This window comes from Microvirga aerophila (assembly GCF_003332305.1).
Classification (GTDB): domain Bacteria; phylum Pseudomonadota; class Alphaproteobacteria; order Rhizobiales; family Beijerinckiaceae; genus Microvirga; species Microvirga aerophila.
Genome location: NZ_QOIO01000033.1, coordinates 23,664 through 39,352 on the forward strand (window position 1 = coordinate 23,664; position 15,689 = coordinate 39,352).

Genomic DNA, 15,689 nt, shown 5'->3' on the forward strand with positions numbered 1-15,689 from the left:
AGTGAAAACGGCTACCATGATTCCGCTCGCGCCCGCCCTCACCTTTGGGGGTAGAGGCGTGATCACTTTGCAAGCGTCACATTCGTTTCCAGTAACATGGCAACAAGTGCGTCGAGCCGTCGGAACGGCCGCGACAACAACATGCTCACATTTTCAAACGGCACCTAAGCCGTCTTGGCGCGGATCGTCACCTCATCGCCGTCGATGCTGAAGGCGATCGTCATGTCGGATGCCCGGGCCACCATACCGGCGTAGTAGACCTGGATGCCGTGCGCGTCGACTGTGCCGCTCTCGGAATCGCCCGCGAGCAACGCCTCGGAATGGGCCGGAATGCGGGCGTTGAGCCCCTTTGACTTGATGATGAACTCGCACTTTTCCGCATCTCCCGACACGTTCGCGGAAATCGAACCCCCGCGAGGAATCGCCGTGATGGCGATCATGATCAGGTTGAGGAGAAGCTTCACGCGGTTCTTCGGGAACAGGAGCCGCGGCGCGGACCAGGAGAACGAGATCTTGTCGTCCTGGAAGAGCCCTCGTGCGACCTGCTCGGCGTCGCCAAGATCGATGGATGCGCCGGCCGAACCTGCGGCCCCGAAGGCCAGGCGGGCGAACTGCAGGCGGGCCGAGGCCTGCTTGGCGCTTTTCTGGATCAGGTCGAGCGCGAATTCGCGCATGGAGCTGTCGCTGTCGTCCTCCAGAACCTCCAATCCGTTCACGATCGCGCCGACGGGCGAAATCACGTCATGGCAGACGCGCGAGCAGAGGAGAGCGGCGAGATCGAGCGAGTCGAGGGAAATCGTGGCCATGAGGGCTCCGGAATGACCGTGGATTCAGCCATGCATTCATGAAATCGAGGTTTCGACGGCATGAATTAGAGCCGAACAGGAAAGAAAACGTGAACCGGGATACCCGGCAATGAGTTCTTTGAAAAGCCGCCAGGGGTCGACAGGCCCCGGCCGAACGGGCACAAAGCTATCATGAGGCTCGACGGGAACGACACGGACGCCATTGCGCTGCGGCTTGCGCAGATCGCCCTGGAGGCTGGGCGGATCCTGCGGGCCATGGAAACCGGCAATATTGAAAAGCGCACCAAGGACGACGGTTCGCCCACCACCCTGGCGGATCTGGCCGCCGAGAAAATGATCATCAAGCGCCTGGGCGAGGCGTGGCCCGGCATCGCGGTCGTGGCGGAGGAAACCGCCAGCACCGTATGCCCGGACGAATATTTCTTCCTGGTCGATCCCCTCGACGGCACGGGGGACTATATCCGGGGCACCGGGGAGTACAGCGTCAACATCGCCCTGATCAGGAACGGCAGGCCCATGGCGGCCGTTGTGTCGGCCCCTGCCCTCGGGTCGATCTGGATCGCGGGGCAAACCGCCCTGACGGGACACATCCCGGATGGGACAGGCCAGGACATTGTCTGGCGGGAAGCCAGGACCCGGCCTGCTCCCGAAGACAGCCTGATCGCGCTCGTGAGCCGGCGGCACGGCGACCAAGCCACTGAAGCCTGTCTCTCCACCCTGTCCATCGGCACGCGGCGCATGACGTCCTCGGCGCTGAAGTTCTGCCTGATCGCCTCCGGCGAGGCGGATGTCTATGTCCGCTGCGGGCCGACCATGGAGTGGGACACGGCGGCAGGCGACCATATCCTGAGCCGCGCGGGCGGCTGCGTGATCGGGCCCGGGGGCTCCCGCCTCTCCTACGGTCATGATGACAAGGGCTATCTCAACGGGCCTTTCGCGGCCCTGGGCGATGTTGCCCTCGCGCCGAGACTGGCGCTCCCGGTCGCGTGCTAGGCCGGCACGGTTGTCGGGTCTCTGCTTGCCCGTGGGTCAATAATGGCATGACGTACAGGTTTTGTTAGGGTTGATGGACCTAAACTCGCGGCGCAGTGGAAAGCCCAGCCCGACGGGCTGGACATCTTCCGTTTCACGCTGGAGCCGGCCGTTCCCGGCGTCTCATGCGAGGAGATAGCCCATGCGCTCGCGCCATATGCTTCTGGCCGCCGCGATCTTCGCCTGCCTGTTCGGCGCCTCCCCCATGGAGGCGTCCGCCCAAGGGGTCCAGCGCGCCTATGCGCCGTATCCGGGCGACCCCAATTCCTACAACTCCAACGATCTGGTCGAGTCGGGGCATCAGTTCTTCGGCACCGCGTCCCGCGGTCTCGCCCTTGCCGTACAGGAAGCGGTGCAGCGTTGGGGTGAGCCCAATGGCTATATTCTCGGCCAGGAAGCCTCAGGGGCGTTCTTTGGGGGCGTTCGCTACGGCGAAGGCAAGCTTTTCACCCGCAATGCCGGAAATCGCCGCATCTTCTGGCAGGGTCCGTCCCTGGGTTTCGACGTGGGTGGCGAGGGCGCCCGCACGATGATGCTGGTCTACAATCTTCCCAGCACCGACGCGCTCTACCGCCGCTTCATCGGCGTAGACGGTTCGGCCTATCTGATCGGCGGCTTCGGCGTCTCGGCCGCGAAAGCCGACGAGATGGTGGTCGTGCCGATCCGGACTGGCGTGGGCGCAAGGCTCGGCGTCAACATGGGCTATCTCAAGTTCACCCCCGAGCCGACCTGGAATCCGTTCTAGAATGCCCTAGAACGGCTTCTCTGGAGCATAAAGGCTCTGGAAAGCTGCGCGGGCACGAGGCAAGGTGCTTGAGCCCTTTCTGGTCAGGCATCTTGGAGTTTGCGTCGGCGTGATCGAAACCATCATGATCTTTGCGTTGGGGTTCGTTGCGGCGACCCTGATCGCGCTTTTCATCATCCCGGCCATCAACGCCCGCGCGGAACGCCTGGCCCGACGACGGGCCGAGGCGCTTTTTCCGATGTCGATCTCGGAGCTGACCGCAGAGAAGGACCACCTGCGGGCCGAATTCGCTGTTCTCCAGAGGCGGCTGGAACGGAAGGCCGAGGAGGCCCTTGCGGTCAAGCACCAGAGCATGGGCGAACTTGGCCGGCAGGCCATTCGGATCGAGGAACTGGAAGGAACAGTTGCGGAGCGCGACCAGTCCATCGTCCAGGTCCAGTCGGACCTGGCGGCAACCCAGCAGAAGCTGGCCACGACCGAAGATGAGCTGGCGCAGGTCAAGACCTGGCTCGCCGGTAGCCGCGAAACCCTCGTGGCGCTCGAAAACGCACACCGTTCCACCCTCGATGAGCTCTCCAATACCCGCCGGGAGCTGGACAGCACTCAGGCGGACCTTGCCAGGACGCGCGGGGAACTCGTGCGCACCGAGGAAAAGCTCAGCCGGCAGGAAATGAATTTCTTCGATGTAGACGGGCGCTTGACGGCGGCGCTGAGCGAGGTCGACGCCAAGCGCATCACGATCTCCGATCTTGAAACCCGGCTGATGACCCAGACCGCCCGCGGCAACGACTTCGAGCGTGCTCTGGGCGAGCGTCACAGCGAACTGACCGACGAGCGTCAGAGGCTGGCCGAACTCGCGCGAAACCTCACGGCGGAGCGAGAACGCGGCCTCATCCTCGAGCAGCGCATTCGTGAAATCGAGGCCGAACGCGACGAGGCTGTGGCCAAGGCCGAGGCTTTGAACGGGCTCGAGGGCCAGAACGAGGAACTGCGTCTTCGCATCACCGAAGTCGCAGACCAGCTCACGCGCAGCGGCGGCGCTCGTCAGCAGAACAACAAGCGCCGCAAATCAGGCTCGAAATAAAACCTACTTGGGATCGACGGTCTGGTCCCCACCGGGGCTTCCAGGCGCGGGGATGACTGGAGTCGTTCCCGGGTTCGGCACGGGGGCCGGCACCGCCATATCCGGCGTCGCAGTCACCGGCGGCCGGATCACACCATCCGACCTCTCGAGCTTGTCGCTCAAGGTTCCGGTCGAGCCTGTCGAGGATGGATCCCTCGGCTCGATCTTCTCCGCCGGCATATTGTTGGGTGCCGGCATGTTGGGAGCCTGCTGCTGCAGGACGCTCGGGTTCTGGGCGGAGGCAGCCGTCAAACCGCCTGCCAGCATGATCGGGACGATAAGAAATCTCTTCATGAACCGCTCCTTTCAAAAGGAACGGGTCATTACCGCAAGGGTTCCCGGCGTTACTCGGCTGCCATTGCCGGAGCACCTGCCATCTTGAGGTAGAGCTGGCGCAGTTTTTGCGTGAGAGGTCCGGGCTTTCCATCGGCAACGGGGCGTCCGTCGATCGTCACCACCGGGAGGATGAAGTTGGAAGCGCTTGTCAGAAAGGCCTCGGCGGCGTCATAGGCCTCCTCGACCGTGAACCGGCGCTCCTCGAGAACAATTCCCTCCTCCTTCGACAACTCGAGCAGGGACTTGCGGGTAATGCCTGGCAGAATCGCATGAGACAGGGGACGCACGACGACGGCCCCGGCCTTGGTGATGATGAACGCGCTGGAGGAGCCGCCTTCGGTCACGAACCCGTCCTCCACCATCCAGGCCTCCTGGGCTCCGGCCTCCTTGGCCGTCTGCTTGGCGAGAACCTGTGCGAGAAGCGAAATCGCCTTGATGTCCCGCCGCTCCCAGCGCAGGTCCGGCACCGTCACCACGGCAATTCCGGTTTCCGCCACTGGGGCGTGCACGATCGATTTCGCCTGGGTAAACATCGCCACCGTCGGCTGGGCGTCCTCCGGGAAGAAGAAATCGCGCTCGGACACGCCGCGGGTGACCTGGAAGTACAAGAAGCCCTCCACCATGCCATTGCGGCGCACCAGCTCCTCTTCGAGACGGGTCCATTCCGCCCTCGAATAGGGATTCGCAATTCTGACCTCGCGCAACGACCGCTCCAGCCGCTCGAGATGAGCTTCATTGTCGACGAGGCGGCCGTTGAGCACGCCTATGCCCTCATAGATCCCGTCCCCGAACAGGAAGCCGCGATCCATGAAAGGCACCTTGGCGTCTTCGAGGGGCAGGAAGGATCCGTTCAGGAAAACGATGCGGGACATGAAGGCTCCAACGAGATCGACCGGGCTAATCTTGGCCTTGGCAGTGGGCCGCGGCGCTCGCCTGATCTAGATTGAAGGGGTAGATCTGTTCAGGGGATAGGTAACCGCAACATGAAGCTCACGCCACATCTGATTTCGATGTTTGTGTCCATCGCGGCCATCGCCCTGCCGGCGGGGGCCGAAGCAGGGACGCAGGCGCAATCTTGGTTCCTCCAACAGGGTTATGTCCCTCCGGCGGATACGCGCATCATCGCGTGTCATGGGTATGGGTGCTCGCGCAGGCTCATGCTGAACATGGATCAATCGCTGCTCGAACGCGCCGCCCGCCTTCTCAAGGCGGGGCGCTCCAATCCGGAGGCGGAGAGACGGGCTATCCGTGAGATCGTCAAAACCTATACGGCCCATCTGTCCCAGGCCCTAGGCGGCCCCCCCGATACGCCGGGCTCTCCGCCGCAAATGTCCGGGATGCATGGTCAGATGGATTGCGTCGACGAGACCGCCAACACGACGAGCCTGCTGCTCGTACTGGAGGAGAAGGCGCTGCTGGCACACCACCAGGTGGAGCGCCCGCAATCCCGCGGCTTGTTCATCGATGGACGCTATCCGCACGTGACGGCCGTGATTGCCGAAAAGCGGACCGGACTCGAATTTGCCGTCGATCCGTGGAGGGTGGCTCCCGGCCAACAGCCGGATATCCTGCCGCTCGTCGAATGGCGGCAGGATTCCTAAGGGCCTGAGGGCTTACTTCAGGTGCTGCGCGAGATGCTTGTTCATCTCGAACATGGTGACTTTCGGCTTGCCGAAGATCGGCTTCAGCTTGTCGTCCGCCAGGATCTCGCGCTTGTTCTCGGGATTCTGAAGGTTGTTCTTCTTGATGTAGTCCCACATCTTGCTCACCACCTCGCCGCGGGGCAGCGGGTCGGATCCAACGATGGCGGCCAGTTCCTTGGACGGCTGCAAGGGCTTCTGGAGAGCGTTCGGCTTGGCCCCGCCCGATTTGGCGGCGGTCTTGGCCGCCGGCTTCTTCGCACCGGCTTTTCCGTCTGTGGTCTTGGTCGGCATGGATTCCTCCGAGGGGTGGGTGAAATACTCTTCGACAGCAGCGGGCTCGGCCGTGAAAAGTTCATTGGCCTTCCCTGGCCGGACTTTCGGGTATGTTCCTAGGACCCGGGCAACCGAGGGCAAAGCCAATCTGGGCTGAGCTTATGTCCGCTCTTCGCCATCAGCAAGACAGGTCTGTGGATCAAGCCGACTTTGGGAAGGGCAAAATCTTTGCTGCGGCCTCTCCTGGCGGATAAGCGGCATTGCCTGACTGACAGGCTCTCTTGGTGCGTTCCGCCGCAGAACGGACGTGTGAGACGATCGCCTCGTTGGGACACGGCTTGGCCAGGAAGGCCGCGCCAGGCGGAAGATCTCCGTGAGCGGGCCATTGCCGGCCCGACATGATCAGAATCTCTATCTCCGGCCAGGACTTATCGACCTTTTGAGCCAGCTCGAATCCGCTCCCGCCGAAGGGCATGTCGATATCCGTCAGAAGCACGTTCACGTTCAGGCCAGCCGCAAGGATCACCAATGCCTCCGCGGCATTGGCGGCCTCGACCACCCGGAAGCCTGCATCCTCAAGAAGCTCTGCGATGAAAAGACGGATCAGGGGCTCGTCTTCGACCAAAAGAACTGTGGATTGGTCCTCGAACATGAATTCTTCTACTCACAATACAACGGTCGATAACGCCAGCGCGGCAGGTAGGTTCCCTTATCGCGGCGCTCTCTTTGCGCAACTGTGTAATGTTCGCCTCTCTCGCCACCGGCCAGCATTCGGGAGCGGGCTTGGACCCAGCAGGGGTGCAATCTCGATTGCTGCCCTGTCGACAGGCGGCTCTGAGCCGAGGGGTTGGCGCTAGGCCTGCTGTGCCCACTGCTGAGCGCGGCGCTCCACATGATGCGCCAAGCCTTCCGAGGCGATGTTCTTCAGCTTGGCCTCGACCTCAAAATCCGACCAGGCTAGGTGGCTCGCGACCAAGTCGTTGATCGCCTCGTTCCACATCAGGTCCGAATGGGCCCGTAGATCCCGCGGCCTGATCCCGGCCTCGACCAGGAGCCTGAAATCGGGACGGGTGTAGATATCGTAATCCTTGAGCAGGTCTTCGCGGGAAACGCTCACGTGGCTGACGGGCCGGACGCCCCGCCACGAATCGACGATGCGGCAGATCCTGGGATCGACCGGCTCGATGTACTCACCTTGGCTCTGGATCCAGTGATGATGAAGATCGAGCACGATCGGCAGGGAATCCCCAAGGGGCAGGAGATCATCAAGGCCGTAACTGACTTCGTCGTTTTCAACCGTGATCAAGTTGCGCGCCACATTGGACAGGCGCTTCAATCCTTCCCGGAACCCTTCTGCTCCGACCGCGCGTGCGCCGCCATGGATGTTGATATGAGCCCCATGCGGATGCCAGCCTTCGCCATAGCCCATAAGGCACATGACCTCGGCATGATATTCGAACTCCGCCAAGCCATTCTCGAAAGCCGATGGATTGGCGGACGCGATGACACAAAACTGACCTGGATGCATGCTGAGCCGCACGTCCTGTGAGCGGGCGAAGTCGCCGATGGATGACAGCTCCGCCTCGATCAGACGGCGCAGGTCCGGGTCGTCGTAAAAGGCCTTGCAGCTGGAATGCGTGTAGCCAGGGAACAAATCGCTCGAGAGCCGGTGCAGGCGCTCAAGCTTCGGGCGAGCCGCCACATGCTCGATCTGTCGGCGGATGGCCTTTAGGTTATGGGCCACGGCGCCGGAAATCTTGTCATACGCAGCGCTTGGCCCGATGCGGGCCAGATAGGCCATCGTGACGGTGGTGGTATTCAATGCGCGAGCCAGAACAGCATCACCGTGTTCTGGAATATATTTGCAGCAAAAGCCGAGCTTGGCCTCCTGCGCGAGTACCGAACTGCTCACATTGTAGCCTATTGACAGGAGACGCTAATGGACCTGAGCCCTTCTGGGCTTGGCCTGCGCGATCGAGTTGAGCACGGCCCGCTCCTCGAACGGCTTTGGGATGAAGGCGGCATGGCGCAGCCCGGCTGGAAGCTCCGCCGGACGTGACGCGGACACGAACGCGAACGGAATACGACGGTCGAGGAGTTCTGCGGCGATCCCAAAGGATTTCCCACCGACGACATCGATGTCCAGCAACGCGTAATCGAAGTTGTCCTCAAGATGCTCCCGGGCCTCCGCGAGGGATTCGAATACACCCACGACTTCGTGCCCCTCGTTCTCGAGAAGGGCTTGCAGGTCCAACCCAATGAAGGGATCGTCTTCCAGAATAAGAACCCGCACAGCATAACTCCATCAATATGATGTCCGTTTGAAAGCACTGCGCCGACAGTTCCAGCCGGCTGAACGCAACACTATCTAAAAACAGATAGAGAACGGGCGTTAACCTATGTGAGTTCCCCATCAGACTCAAAGGAGATACGAACTTTAATCGTCAAGGTTAAAATTTCGTGCGATCATCGAGCTTGGCCTAAAGGCCGGACGCTATAGGCTCCGAACAAATGAAAAGCGCCGGCTCGAAGCCGGCGCTTTTCATGATCTCTATATGGCTCAGTGACGGTTCGTGCCGGACTGATCCGGTTTCAATTCGCTCTCATGGCGGCTGAAGCGCGGGTCTTCTCCGCTAAACGCTTCCTCGACGTATTCACGGCCGACATTCGCCGCGTCACGCGCATACCGAAGTCCCTGATTTCTGACTTCGTCCGCCCATTCGCCAAACATTTCGTTCTCACGGCGGGTTCGCGGCAGAAGCGCCCCGAGGGCCAAGCCTGCCGCAAGTCCCACCAGGCCGACTACCATCGGGTTGTCCGAGACATATTGCTGGAAACCGCCACGAACGTTGCCGAAGGCTCTGGTCGAACGATCTCGCATATGTCTCATCCGGCCATCGCTGTCTTCATAAGCATCGGAAGCCCAGCTCGAGACGCGCTCATAGGTGTCCTGGGCCCATTCGGTGGCGTCTTCATAAGCCTCGCTGGCTTTCTGACGGGCCTGCTCGGTCGCTCCGCGCACGCCGCCTGCCTGCGAGCCGGACTGCTGACCCTTGTCAGATCCCGATCCGGACTGCGCCTTTGACGACGCCCCCTGATCCTTGTTGGACTGGTTGCGGGCATTGTCCTTGTCTGCTCCCTGTCCGCCAAGGGGGCTCGATGTATGAGACGCAAGCGTCGAACTCTGGGCGGGTTTGGCATCCTGCGCATGCGGCATCGGCGCTTCGCCGATATTTCCGACCGAGGTGCCCGCAGACACTTTCGCGCCAGCGCCGGTATCTCCGGCGCGCTTATCGGTTGAAGGGCTCTTGCCCGGCTCGTTCTTGGGATCGGCCATAGTGAAGACTCCTGTTACTCGTCAAATGCGGAATGTCGTGCCGCGCTGAGGCTCGTATGGTTCCTCCGGCACACTGAAAGGCGCAGCGCCTGGATCGTAGATCCGTGGATCCACCGGCACTGCCACGACGTCCGGTTCGGTTACCAGTTGCGAATGATGACGCACGACCGGCCGGGTTCGGGTGAGCCGATAGGCCAGCAGTCCAAGGCCCGCAGCGATGAGCATAACGGGAACGGGATTTCGCCGAACGGTTTCCAGAACATTATCGAAGACAGGAGCGTAAGGGCCGTTTCGCGCTGTACCCAGCATGTCGTCCACGACGCCCGACACCGACATCTTGCCCTGGAGACGGTCAATCGTCAGGTCGAGCTTCGCACGGCTCTGCTCGATGTCTTTCTCCAGATCCTGCAGGCTCTGTGTCATCCCGTAACCCTCTCGGACAGCACTTCGGCGTCACGTTTGATAGAGCGCACCGTCCGTTGCGGCGTAAGCGCAGACGACGACATGGCGCTGCGCCCGTAAAGGCCCAGGCCGATGGCGATGACCGCCAGGACGCCGCCAACGATCAAAGCGGCGAGCGCTTCTGAACCGACGACCGTGGCGAGCCATTTCACAAGCGCTTCGGTGAACAGCATGATCGCCGCGATGGCGAAGATGGCTGCGCCCACCACCATGGCGATACCGATGAACATCGTTCGAACGTTCTGGCTCACCTCAGTACGGAAAAGGGCAAACTCCTTCTGCGCGAGATCCGTCGACTCGCGTAGGGCCTCGGCGACGAGGCCCTGAATGGTCTGATTGTTGTTGCCTGTCATGTGCGTCTCCGTCACGCGCCGGCGCGAGAGCTCTGGGCCCGCCGAGACCGCCCGCGACCGCCCTGCGTCTGCGCAGGCATGATGTTGTCGTGCCTGAGATCCTCGGCCGTGCTCTTGATGAAACGCGCCGTCAGGAAACCCAGAGCGACGGAGACTGCCGCCACGGTCGCCGGACGACGGCGCACGACATTTTCGAAATCGTTGAAGATATCGGCGAAGGTGCGCTCGCGAATGGTGTCCGCAAGTTGCTCCAACCCTTCGGCGGCACTGTCCACCACTGCGCGGATATTGGGCCGTTCTTCGAAGGACGCGGTGGAGCCCCGCAGGGAAGTGGCAAAGTCGGCGACCGACTGAGCGATGTCATCCTTACGGCGGCCGGCATAGTCTGTTGCCTGCTCCCGAGCCGCATCGATGAAGTGACGGCCACGTTCGACCGCAGCGCCGGCGATATCGTTTACATCGCCCCTGAGGGCATCCCAGTCTTCGCCGTGGATATCGTCCTGTCTCTTGCCAGTGTTTTGCTGTCCCGCGCCCATGGTCAACCTCTCTCAATCGCGAGGGAGTAACCGCCAGAAGCGCGGCAGGTTCCCCAAGCGAGATTCCAAAGGAATATGCGCCTGTAAACGCCTACCGGCAGGTAATGTTCGAGCAGATTCCGTCCGTTAGCCAGATTATCGGAGAAGTGGATTGGGCCGGACTGAGAGATGTATCCCGTTACGGTAGCATCGAGGCCGACATGGTCCAAGCCAGCATCTTTGCGTCCTCTACGCCGTGCTCCTGACTTGGCGGCGATCTGTCAGCTGGCGGAGGCGAGCCAATCGACCAGGTCGGTGACCTTCTTGCGGGCCTCTCCGTCCTTGAGGCGCAGGAAACCGCGGACAAGGCGGTCGCTTTCGGGAATCATCAGGAATTCGGCCATGGCGCTATCACCGGAAACCCCGGCCCGGGCGTCAGGAAGCCCCTCAAAGAAGAACTCAATGCTTACGTCAAGCACATGAGCGATCTGCAGCAGACGGCTCGCACCGATGCGGTTGGTGCCCTTCTCGTATTTCTGAACTTGTTGAAAAGTAAGGCCAAGAGCGTCCCCGAGCTTCTCCTGGCTCATCCCGATGGTGATGCGTCTTGTCCGGACGCGATTGCCGATATGCCTATCAATCGGACCTGGCGACTTCTTATGCACGGGGCTCTCCCATCTTCGCTCAGAGCATATAGCGACATTCTATCATGTCGTAAAACTCCAAGTTGCTATATTTCTGTATGCGTCTAATGATTGCATACCTGCACAGAGGGAGGCGCCATGACCGGGCACATGTTTGATCATGCAAAAGAGGCTTTCTCTTTCATAGAAAGTTTAGACGATCTTGAGACACCTCAAGACGTCATCGATGTGATGGATAAGTCTTTTGCACTTTTCGGGTTTGAAAATTTTATCATAACTGGCCTGCCCAACCCGAAGGAGCGGTTCGAACACGTGGTTCTTCTAAAGAAATGGCCGGATGGCTGGTTCGAGACCTACTCAAAGAACGATTATGTACGCGCCGATCCCATTATTCGTCTTTGCCGCAACACAGTTAATCCGTTCTCTTGGTCTGAAGCCTCTTACGACCGCGTGGGGGAGCCAAAGGCCGCGGACGTCATGGATCGAGCGACCGATTTCAGGATGGTCAAGGGCTTCTGTCTGCCGATTCATGGAATCAACGGCTATGAAGCCTGTTTGTCCATGAGCGGAGTGGATCTCGATATATCTTCCCATACGAAACCTGCCCTTCATCTCATGAGCATGTGCGCCTTTGAGCGCATCCGCAAATTGCTGAGCCCAAGCGCATTCAGGGGCACGAACCAGCTCACGCTGCGCGAGCGCGAAGCTCTCGTGTGGGCCGCGGCGGGGAAATCCGCCGCCGATACAGGAGCGATTCTCGGCATCACGGAGCGCACCGTGACAGCCCACATCGTCAGCGCATGTCAAAAACTGGGACCGACCAACAAGACGCAGGCGGTTGCCCGCGCCATTCACATATGAGAGTTAACCTGTAACTTTCTACAATATCTTTTTTCAATCCAACCAGAGATATATCCCCCGGACTTAATAACGAACGGGGGACTATACTCATGACGCAAATACACGTCGTAACTTCAGATAATAAGGCGCCATATAAAGATCAGCTTGAAAGTTATTTCAGAGCCAGGCACCAAGTATTCGTTCGAGAGAAAGGTTGGAAAAAACTAGACAGGCCAGACGAAATTGAAATAGACGATTACGACAATGATCATACAATCTATTTAATTGCACTTGATCAGGACAAAGTCGTCGGCGGACAAAGGCTCTATCCGACGGTCTTATCCCATATGATCAGCGAAGTATTCCCCTATCTCGCGACGCGGGGGATTCCACAAGCTTTCAATGTTTTCGAATGGACGCGGTACTTCGTCGTCAAGGAGCGCCGAACGGGACGCACCGATTGTCGTCTCATGGCCGCGTTCCAAGAGTTTTGCCTAAAAGAAGGCATCGTAGAGGCAACGGCCGTGGTCGAAATGTGGTGGCTTCCGCGCTGGCAACAAGCGGGCTTCAAAGTGCGTCCATTGGCTCTTCCGAGCCTGATCGAGGGACAGCTTTGCATCGCCGCGGCAATCGAGATTTCCTCCAACAGCCTGAACTCCGTTCTTCGGCTGGCAGGCCTTCGCGATTCCGGACTCGTGCGACGAGGCAAGCTTACTCCTGTGCTGGACCAGGTGCCCTATGTCGCCGCCTGATGAAAGTCACTTCATGGCTTCCTTCATTCAAGAGGAAATCACCGACCTCTTGGCGCAGACGGTGGCCAATATCCTCCCGAACCTCCCGCCGATCACCCGGCTGAGGCTGTTGGCCTTCATGCATCTCCTCGAAGACCCCGCTTTGATGAAGGCCGATCTTAACGTCGAACCATCCGGATATCTGCGCCTGACCTTGGCGGCGGGTGGACCGGGCAAAGGCCAACAACACTGAGGCTTCGGGCGCGGTCGATCGCCGCAAAAAGGCCCCGCGCTTGCTCAAGCGCAGGGCCTTGATCAATTCATTGAAGGTGAGCCTTAGGCGGCTTTGGTATTGACCCTTGCTTCGGCAAGTTCGGTCAGAAGCTTGTCCGTCTTCTTCTCTTCCTGAAGGTTCTGATCGATCAGCCGAACCGCATCGGTCATGCCGAGTTCCTCGGCCCAGGTCTTCAGGGAGCCATAGCGGGTGATCTCGTAATGCTCGACAGCTTGAGCGGCCGCCAGAATACCGGCATCGAGGGCAACGCTCTCGGCGAAGTCTTCCATGACTTCCTTGCCTTCCTCGATGATACCGTTGATCGCCTCGCACTGCACGCCTCTGGCTGCCTTGCCGAGGATCCGGAAGACCTCCTCAAGGCGCTCGATCTGGCCTTCGGTTTCCATGCGGTGCGTTTCGAATGCCTGCTTCAGCTCCTCCGACTCGGCCGCCTTGGCCATTTTCGGCAGGGCTTTCAGGATCTGCTTTTCAGCATAATAAACATCCTTCAACGTATGAAGGAACAGGTCGTCTAAGGTCTTTTCCTTGGCTGCCATCGCCACACTCCTTACGCGTGAGAGTGGACTCAACGATGGTCAAGCTTGCAAGTTCCCGCACCGAACAGAGCCTTCTGCCCGCGGAACTGTAGCGGCTTGCGTCGCGTTCGGCTCACGACATCCAAGGAGATATTCGACGTGGCGAACAGCACTTCTGCCGACAGCGGCTCGCTTCTTAGCGGACCGCCCAATCTTAGCACGACCGAGCGGGCGGCCTATATCGTGGCAGGCCTGGGCCTGGCCGCCGCTGGCGCGAAGCCGAGGCCGAACCCGCTTCTCAACGTCATTGCCCTTCTGGGCGGATCCTATCTTGCCTGGCGGGGCTATGTGGGGAACTGCCCGGTGAAGGCGGCGCTGGTCGGCTCCGACCAATCGTCTGGACGCATCGGTCACCGACCATAGTAAAGTGCGGGCCGCCCTCCGTGAGAAGGCGGCCAGCAACTTGGGTCTCGATGAAGTCTCGCCTTAGTAGGACGTAGTGGAACGGCCGCGACCCGCGATCATGCCGTAGATGAACAGAACGATGATCGCTCCCACAACCGCACCAATCAGACCAGCGCCTTCATCGGCCCGGTACCAGCCGAGAGCCTGCCCGAGATAAGTCGCCACAAAGGCGCCGACGATGCCCAGAATGGTGGTAAGAATGAACCCGGAGGGCTCGTTCCGACCAGGCATGATCAGCTTGGCGATGAGGCCAGCCACAAATCCAATGATAATTGTCCAGATGATGCTCATGACATGATCCCTATGTCGTTAGGCTGCACAGGGAACGCTTACGAGCGGCTAAGGTTGCGGGGACCTCGTAGATTTTCGCTTGCTTTTGATCGGCATAGCTCGGAACGGACGCTCACAAATGACGAGGACTGGTCATTTTCCCGCTTCTGGAAGTGCCTAAGGTTTGGAAGAACCATCCTTCTCAGCAGCTTGCCTTGTTGGAGATAAGAAGGCTCAATCTCGGAGGTTCGCATCACGGTTAGCATGCTCGACAAGAAAGCGCCCGCCGCGCATTTGCGCAGCGGGCACAGCCCGGTATGGAGCTTTCCAGGTCAAGCGAACTCAGAAAGCCCTGGAGGCAGTGATCCTTGGTCAGATCACACAGAAATCGGTGTATTTGAGCGAGAGCCCCTTATCCAGGACAGCGATATCGACCGCCTTGGCGCTGCCCGAGCCATCCCGATCATAGGACAGCACACCGGTCTTCTTGTTGTAGATCAGGTAATTATCCTTCTCCTGAGCCTTGGTTCCGACCTTGAAGAAGTCCTTGTCCAGCTTCTGGGGGTTTGTGGCCGAACCCTTACTGCCGAAGCTGGTGAAGTACTTGTTCTCTAGATAGATGCTGTCGTCCCGAACGCTGAAGTCCTCGATGACATCGCGGTTGGTCGTCTTGTTGGCCCTGGTATCGAAGACGAAGATGTCCTTCCCAGCACCACCCGTCAGCACATCGTTGCCGAGACCGCCGTAGACTTTGTCGTTTCCGGCGCCGCCGCCAATGGCGTTTGCAGCACGGTCCCCCGTCAAGGTATCGTTGAAGTTCGACCCGGTTAAGTTCTCGATACCCGCATAAGTATCTCCAGCCGCATCGCCAACAGTTCCGCGGTTGGCGGTTAGGCTTGCCGTGATCCCCGCGAGCGCTTTTTCGTAAGTTACAGTGTCAATGCCGGTGCCGCCATCAATGGCATCGGTGCCGCTGCCGCCGAAGAACTTGTCGTTGCCGCCGTGGCCATTGAGGACATTGCCGTTGTAATCGGAGCCCGCATAGACGTCATTACCGGCAGTGCCGTTCACCGTAACGGCTGCTTCGCGCACGTTGACGATATTTGTCGAAACCTTGTCGCCATTATCGTGCCACGTGATCGCCAAGCGGCCATCCGCCATTTCTTCAACCGAGGGCGCTGTCTGCGGATTGGAGCCGTCCGTGGCTGCGCTCGAGTTGATGAGAAGCTCACCGCTCATGTTGCCGTTGGCATCAACTGTGCGCAGGAAGATGTCGCCAAAATCGCCGCCATTCGCCTTGCTGT

At 60.0% G+C, this 15,689-nt stretch carries 23 protein-coding genes; 8 read left to right on the plus strand and 15 right to left on the minus strand.

What is annotated here, in order from left to right; all coding sequences use genetic code 11:
* Positions 1 to 164 precede the first annotated feature (164 nt).
* Positions 165 to 806, minus strand: a complete 642-nt coding sequence (chpT, locus tag DRB19_RS18080; protein ID WP_114187424.1) for a histidine phosphotransferase ChpT — start codon at positions 804 to 806, stop codon at positions 165 to 167.
* Positions 807 to 977: 171 nt separating this feature from the next.
* Here chpT and DRB19_RS18085 point away from each other — a divergent pair, with 171 nt between their 5' ends.
* The 3 genes from DRB19_RS18085 (at position 978) to DRB19_RS18095 (ending at position 3,667) form a co-directional block, all read left to right on the plus strand.
* Entirely contained in the window at positions 978 to 1,799 is an 822-nt protein-coding gene (locus DRB19_RS18085) for a 3'(2'),5'-bisphosphate nucleotidase CysQ family protein (RefSeq protein WP_114187425.1), read from the plus strand.
* 181 nt (positions 1,800 to 1,980) lie between these two features.
* Complete coding sequence (locus tag DRB19_RS18090) at positions 1,981 to 2,583, plus strand: DUF1134 domain-containing protein (RefSeq protein ID WP_114187426.1); 603 nt, start codon at positions 1,981 to 1,983, stop codon at positions 2,581 to 2,583.
* 64 nt (positions 2,584 to 2,647) lie between these two features.
* Positions 2,648 to 3,667: a coiled-coil domain-containing protein gene (locus tag DRB19_RS18095; protein ID WP_114187427.1), complete on the plus strand. Its 1,020-nt coding sequence runs from the start codon at positions 2,648 to 2,650 to the stop codon at positions 3,665 to 3,667.
* Positions 3,668 to 3,670: 3 nt separating this feature from the next.
* Here DRB19_RS18095 and DRB19_RS18100 read toward each other — a convergent pair whose 3' ends face one another.
* Together DRB19_RS18100 and DRB19_RS18105 are read right to left on the minus strand one after the other, a co-directional pair.
* A complete protein-coding gene (locus tag DRB19_RS18100; protein ID WP_114187428.1) occupies positions 3,671 to 4,000 on the minus strand; it encodes a hypothetical protein in 330 nt (109 codons plus the stop codon).
* Between the two features lie 50 nt (positions 4,001 to 4,050).
* Entirely contained in the window at positions 4,051 to 4,914 is an 864-nt protein-coding gene (locus tag DRB19_RS18105; RefSeq protein ID WP_114187429.1) for a D-amino-acid transaminase, read from the minus strand.
* A 111-nt stretch (positions 4,915 to 5,025) separates the two neighbouring features.
* Between DRB19_RS18105 and DRB19_RS18110 the strand changes: the two genes are divergently transcribed.
* Positions 5,026 to 5,643 (plus strand): hypothetical protein, encoded by a 618-nt coding sequence (locus DRB19_RS18110; protein WP_114187430.1) that lies wholly within the window; start codon positions 5,026 to 5,028, stop codon positions 5,641 to 5,643.
* A gap of 12 nt (positions 5,644 to 5,655) precedes the next feature.
* Here DRB19_RS18110 and DRB19_RS18115 read toward each other — a convergent pair whose 3' ends face one another.
* The 9 genes from DRB19_RS18115 to DRB19_RS18155 all read right to left on the minus strand — a co-directional run bounded on the left by DRB19_RS18115 (position 5,656) and on the right by DRB19_RS18155 (position 11,290).
* Positions 5,656 to 5,976, minus strand: a complete 321-nt coding sequence (locus DRB19_RS18115) for an SWIB/MDM2 domain-containing protein (RefSeq protein ID WP_114187431.1) — start codon at positions 5,974 to 5,976, stop codon at positions 5,656 to 5,658.
* Positions 5,977 to 6,157: 181 nt separating this feature from the next.
* Complete coding sequence (locus DRB19_RS18120) at positions 6,158 to 6,610, minus strand: response regulator (RefSeq protein ID WP_114187432.1); 453 nt, start codon at positions 6,608 to 6,610, stop codon at positions 6,158 to 6,160.
* Positions 6,611 to 6,811: 201 nt separating this feature from the next.
* Positions 6,812 to 7,870 carry an apurinic/apyrimidinic endonuclease family protein gene (locus DRB19_RS18125; RefSeq protein ID WP_114187433.1) on the minus strand — a complete coding sequence of 353 codons (1,059 nt, stop codon included), beginning with the start codon at positions 7,868 to 7,870 and terminating at the stop codon, positions 6,812 to 6,814.
* 24 nt (positions 7,871 to 7,894) lie between these two features.
* Positions 7,895 to 8,251, minus strand: coding sequence for a response regulator (locus DRB19_RS18130; RefSeq protein WP_114187434.1), 357 nt, complete (start codon positions 8,249 to 8,251; stop codon positions 7,895 to 7,897).
* A 267-nt stretch (positions 8,252 to 8,518) separates the two neighbouring features.
* A complete protein-coding gene (locus DRB19_RS18135; RefSeq protein ID WP_114187435.1) occupies positions 8,519 to 9,295 on the minus strand; it encodes a hypothetical protein in 777 nt (258 codons plus the stop codon).
* 21 nt (positions 9,296 to 9,316) lie between these two features.
* On the minus strand, positions 9,317 to 9,718 hold the full coding sequence (locus DRB19_RS18140; protein ID WP_114187436.1) for a DUF3618 domain-containing protein: 402 nt from the start codon (positions 9,716 to 9,718) through the stop codon (positions 9,317 to 9,319).
* On the minus strand, positions 9,715 to 10,110 hold the full coding sequence (locus DRB19_RS18145) for a phage holin family protein (protein WP_114187437.1): 396 nt from the start codon (positions 10,108 to 10,110) through the stop codon (positions 9,715 to 9,717). The genes DRB19_RS18140 and DRB19_RS18145 overlap by 4 nt, the downstream gene beginning before the upstream one ends.
* Positions 10,111 to 10,121: 11 nt before the next feature.
* The gene (locus tag DRB19_RS18150) at positions 10,122 to 10,646 is read right to left on the minus strand and encodes a hypothetical protein (RefSeq protein WP_174799984.1); all 525 of its coding nucleotides are present in this window, start codon (positions 10,644 to 10,646) and stop codon (positions 10,122 to 10,124) included.
* 260 nt (positions 10,647 to 10,906) lie between these two features.
* Positions 10,907 to 11,290: a helix-turn-helix domain-containing protein gene (locus DRB19_RS18155; RefSeq protein ID WP_114187438.1), complete on the minus strand. Its 384-nt coding sequence runs from the start codon at positions 11,288 to 11,290 to the stop codon at positions 10,907 to 10,909.
* A 117-nt stretch (positions 11,291 to 11,407) separates the two neighbouring features.
* Between DRB19_RS18155 and DRB19_RS18160 the strand changes: the two genes are divergently transcribed.
* The 3 genes from DRB19_RS18160 to DRB19_RS18170 all read left to right on the plus strand — a co-directional run bounded on the left by DRB19_RS18160 (position 11,408) and on the right by DRB19_RS18170 (position 13,093).
* Complete coding sequence (locus DRB19_RS18160; protein WP_114187439.1) at positions 11,408 to 12,130, plus strand: LuxR family transcriptional regulator; 723 nt, start codon at positions 11,408 to 11,410, stop codon at positions 12,128 to 12,130.
* Positions 12,131 to 12,219: 89 nt separating this feature from the next.
* Positions 12,220 to 12,861, plus strand: coding sequence for an acyl-homoserine-lactone synthase (locus DRB19_RS18165; RefSeq protein ID WP_114187440.1), 642 nt, complete (start codon positions 12,220 to 12,222; stop codon positions 12,859 to 12,861).
* A gap of 13 nt (positions 12,862 to 12,874) precedes the next feature.
* On the plus strand, positions 12,875 to 13,093 hold the full coding sequence (locus DRB19_RS18170; protein ID WP_114187441.1) for a hypothetical protein: 219 nt from the start codon (positions 12,875 to 12,877) through the stop codon (positions 13,091 to 13,093).
* 83 nt (positions 13,094 to 13,176) lie between these two features.
* On the opposite strand, the gene DRB19_RS18175 is transcribed toward DRB19_RS18170, so the two are convergent.
* Entirely contained in the window at positions 13,177 to 13,671 is a 495-nt protein-coding gene (locus DRB19_RS18175) for a YciE/YciF ferroxidase family protein (protein ID WP_114187442.1), read from the minus strand.
* Between the two features lie 138 nt (positions 13,672 to 13,809).
* On the opposite strand from DRB19_RS18175, the gene DRB19_RS18180 reads away from it, so the two are divergent.
* Positions 13,810 to 14,073 (plus strand): YgaP-like transmembrane domain, encoded by a 264-nt coding sequence (locus tag DRB19_RS18180; protein WP_114187468.1) that lies wholly within the window; start codon positions 13,810 to 13,812, stop codon positions 14,071 to 14,073.
* A gap of 63 nt (positions 14,074 to 14,136) precedes the next feature.
* On the opposite strand, the gene DRB19_RS18185 is transcribed toward DRB19_RS18180, so the two are convergent.
* Both DRB19_RS18185 and DRB19_RS18190 read right to left on the minus strand, forming a co-directional pair.
* Entirely contained in the window at positions 14,137 to 14,406 is a 270-nt protein-coding gene (locus tag DRB19_RS18185) for a GlsB/YeaQ/YmgE family stress response membrane protein (RefSeq protein ID WP_114187443.1), read from the minus strand.
* 351 nt (positions 14,407 to 14,757) lie between these two features.
* Positions 14,758 to 15,624, minus strand: a complete 867-nt coding sequence (locus tag DRB19_RS18190) for a calcium-binding protein (RefSeq protein WP_114187444.1) — start codon at positions 15,622 to 15,624, stop codon at positions 14,758 to 14,760.
* Between the last annotated feature and the right edge of the window lie 65 nt (positions 15,625 to 15,689).

Excerpts from the sequence above, each read along its gene's own strand:
- DRB19_RS18175 (WP_114187442.1), bottom strand. The coding sequence starts at position 13,671 with ATGGCAGCCAAGGAAAAGACCTTAGACGACCTGTTCCTTCATACGTTG.
- DRB19_RS18145 (WP_114187437.1), bottom strand. The coding sequence starts at position 10,110 with ATGACAGGCAACAACAATCAGACCATTCAGGGCCTCGTCGCCGAGGCC.
- DRB19_RS18115 (WP_114187431.1), bottom strand. The coding sequence starts at position 5,976 with ATGCCGACCAAGACCACAGACGGAAAAGCCGGTGCGAAGAAGCCGGCG.
- DRB19_RS18190 (WP_114187444.1), bottom strand. The coding sequence starts at position 15,624 with ATGAGCGGTGAGCTTCTCATCAACTCGAGCGCAGCCACGGACGGCTCC.
- DRB19_RS18085 (WP_114187425.1), top strand. The coding sequence starts at position 978 with ATGAGGCTCGACGGGAACGACACGGACGCCATTGCGCTGCGGCTTGCG.
- DRB19_RS18120 (WP_114187432.1), bottom strand. The coding sequence starts at position 6,610 with ATGTTCGAGGACCAATCCACAGTTCTTTTGGTCGAAGACGAGCCCCTG.
- chpT (WP_114187424.1), bottom strand. The coding sequence starts at position 806 with ATGGCCACGATTTCCCTCGACTCGCTCGATCTCGCCGCTCTCCTCTGC.
- DRB19_RS18150 (WP_174799984.1), bottom strand. The coding sequence starts at position 10,646 with ATGGGCGCGGGACAGCAAAACACTGGCAAGAGACAGGACGATATCCAC.
- DRB19_RS18170 (WP_114187441.1), top strand. The coding sequence starts at position 12,875 with ATGGCTTCCTTCATTCAAGAGGAAATCACCGACCTCTTGGCGCAGACG.
- DRB19_RS18135 (WP_114187435.1), bottom strand. The coding sequence starts at position 9,295 with ATGGCCGATCCCAAGAACGAGCCGGGCAAGAGCCCTTCAACCGATAAG.
- DRB19_RS18165 (WP_114187440.1), top strand. The coding sequence starts at position 12,220 with ATGACGCAAATACACGTCGTAACTTCAGATAATAAGGCGCCATATAAA.
- DRB19_RS18105 (WP_114187429.1), bottom strand. The coding sequence starts at position 4,914 with ATGTCCCGCATCGTTTTCCTGAACGGATCCTTCCTGCCCCTCGAAGAC.
- DRB19_RS18140 (WP_114187436.1), bottom strand. The coding sequence starts at position 9,718 with ATGACACAGAGCCTGCAGGATCTGGAGAAAGACATCGAGCAGAGCCGT.
- DRB19_RS18185 (WP_114187443.1), bottom strand. The coding sequence starts at position 14,406 with ATGAGCATCATCTGGACAATTATCATTGGATTTGTGGCTGGCCTCATC.
- DRB19_RS18100 (WP_114187428.1), bottom strand. The coding sequence starts at position 4,000 with ATGAAGAGATTTCTTATCGTCCCGATCATGCTGGCAGGCGGTTTGACG.
- DRB19_RS18090 (WP_114187426.1), top strand. The coding sequence starts at position 1,981 with ATGCGCTCGCGCCATATGCTTCTGGCCGCCGCGATCTTCGCCTGCCTG.
- DRB19_RS18160 (WP_114187439.1), top strand. The coding sequence starts at position 11,408 with ATGACCGGGCACATGTTTGATCATGCAAAAGAGGCTTTCTCTTTCATA.
- DRB19_RS18110 (WP_114187430.1), top strand. The coding sequence starts at position 5,026 with ATGAAGCTCACGCCACATCTGATTTCGATGTTTGTGTCCATCGCGGCC.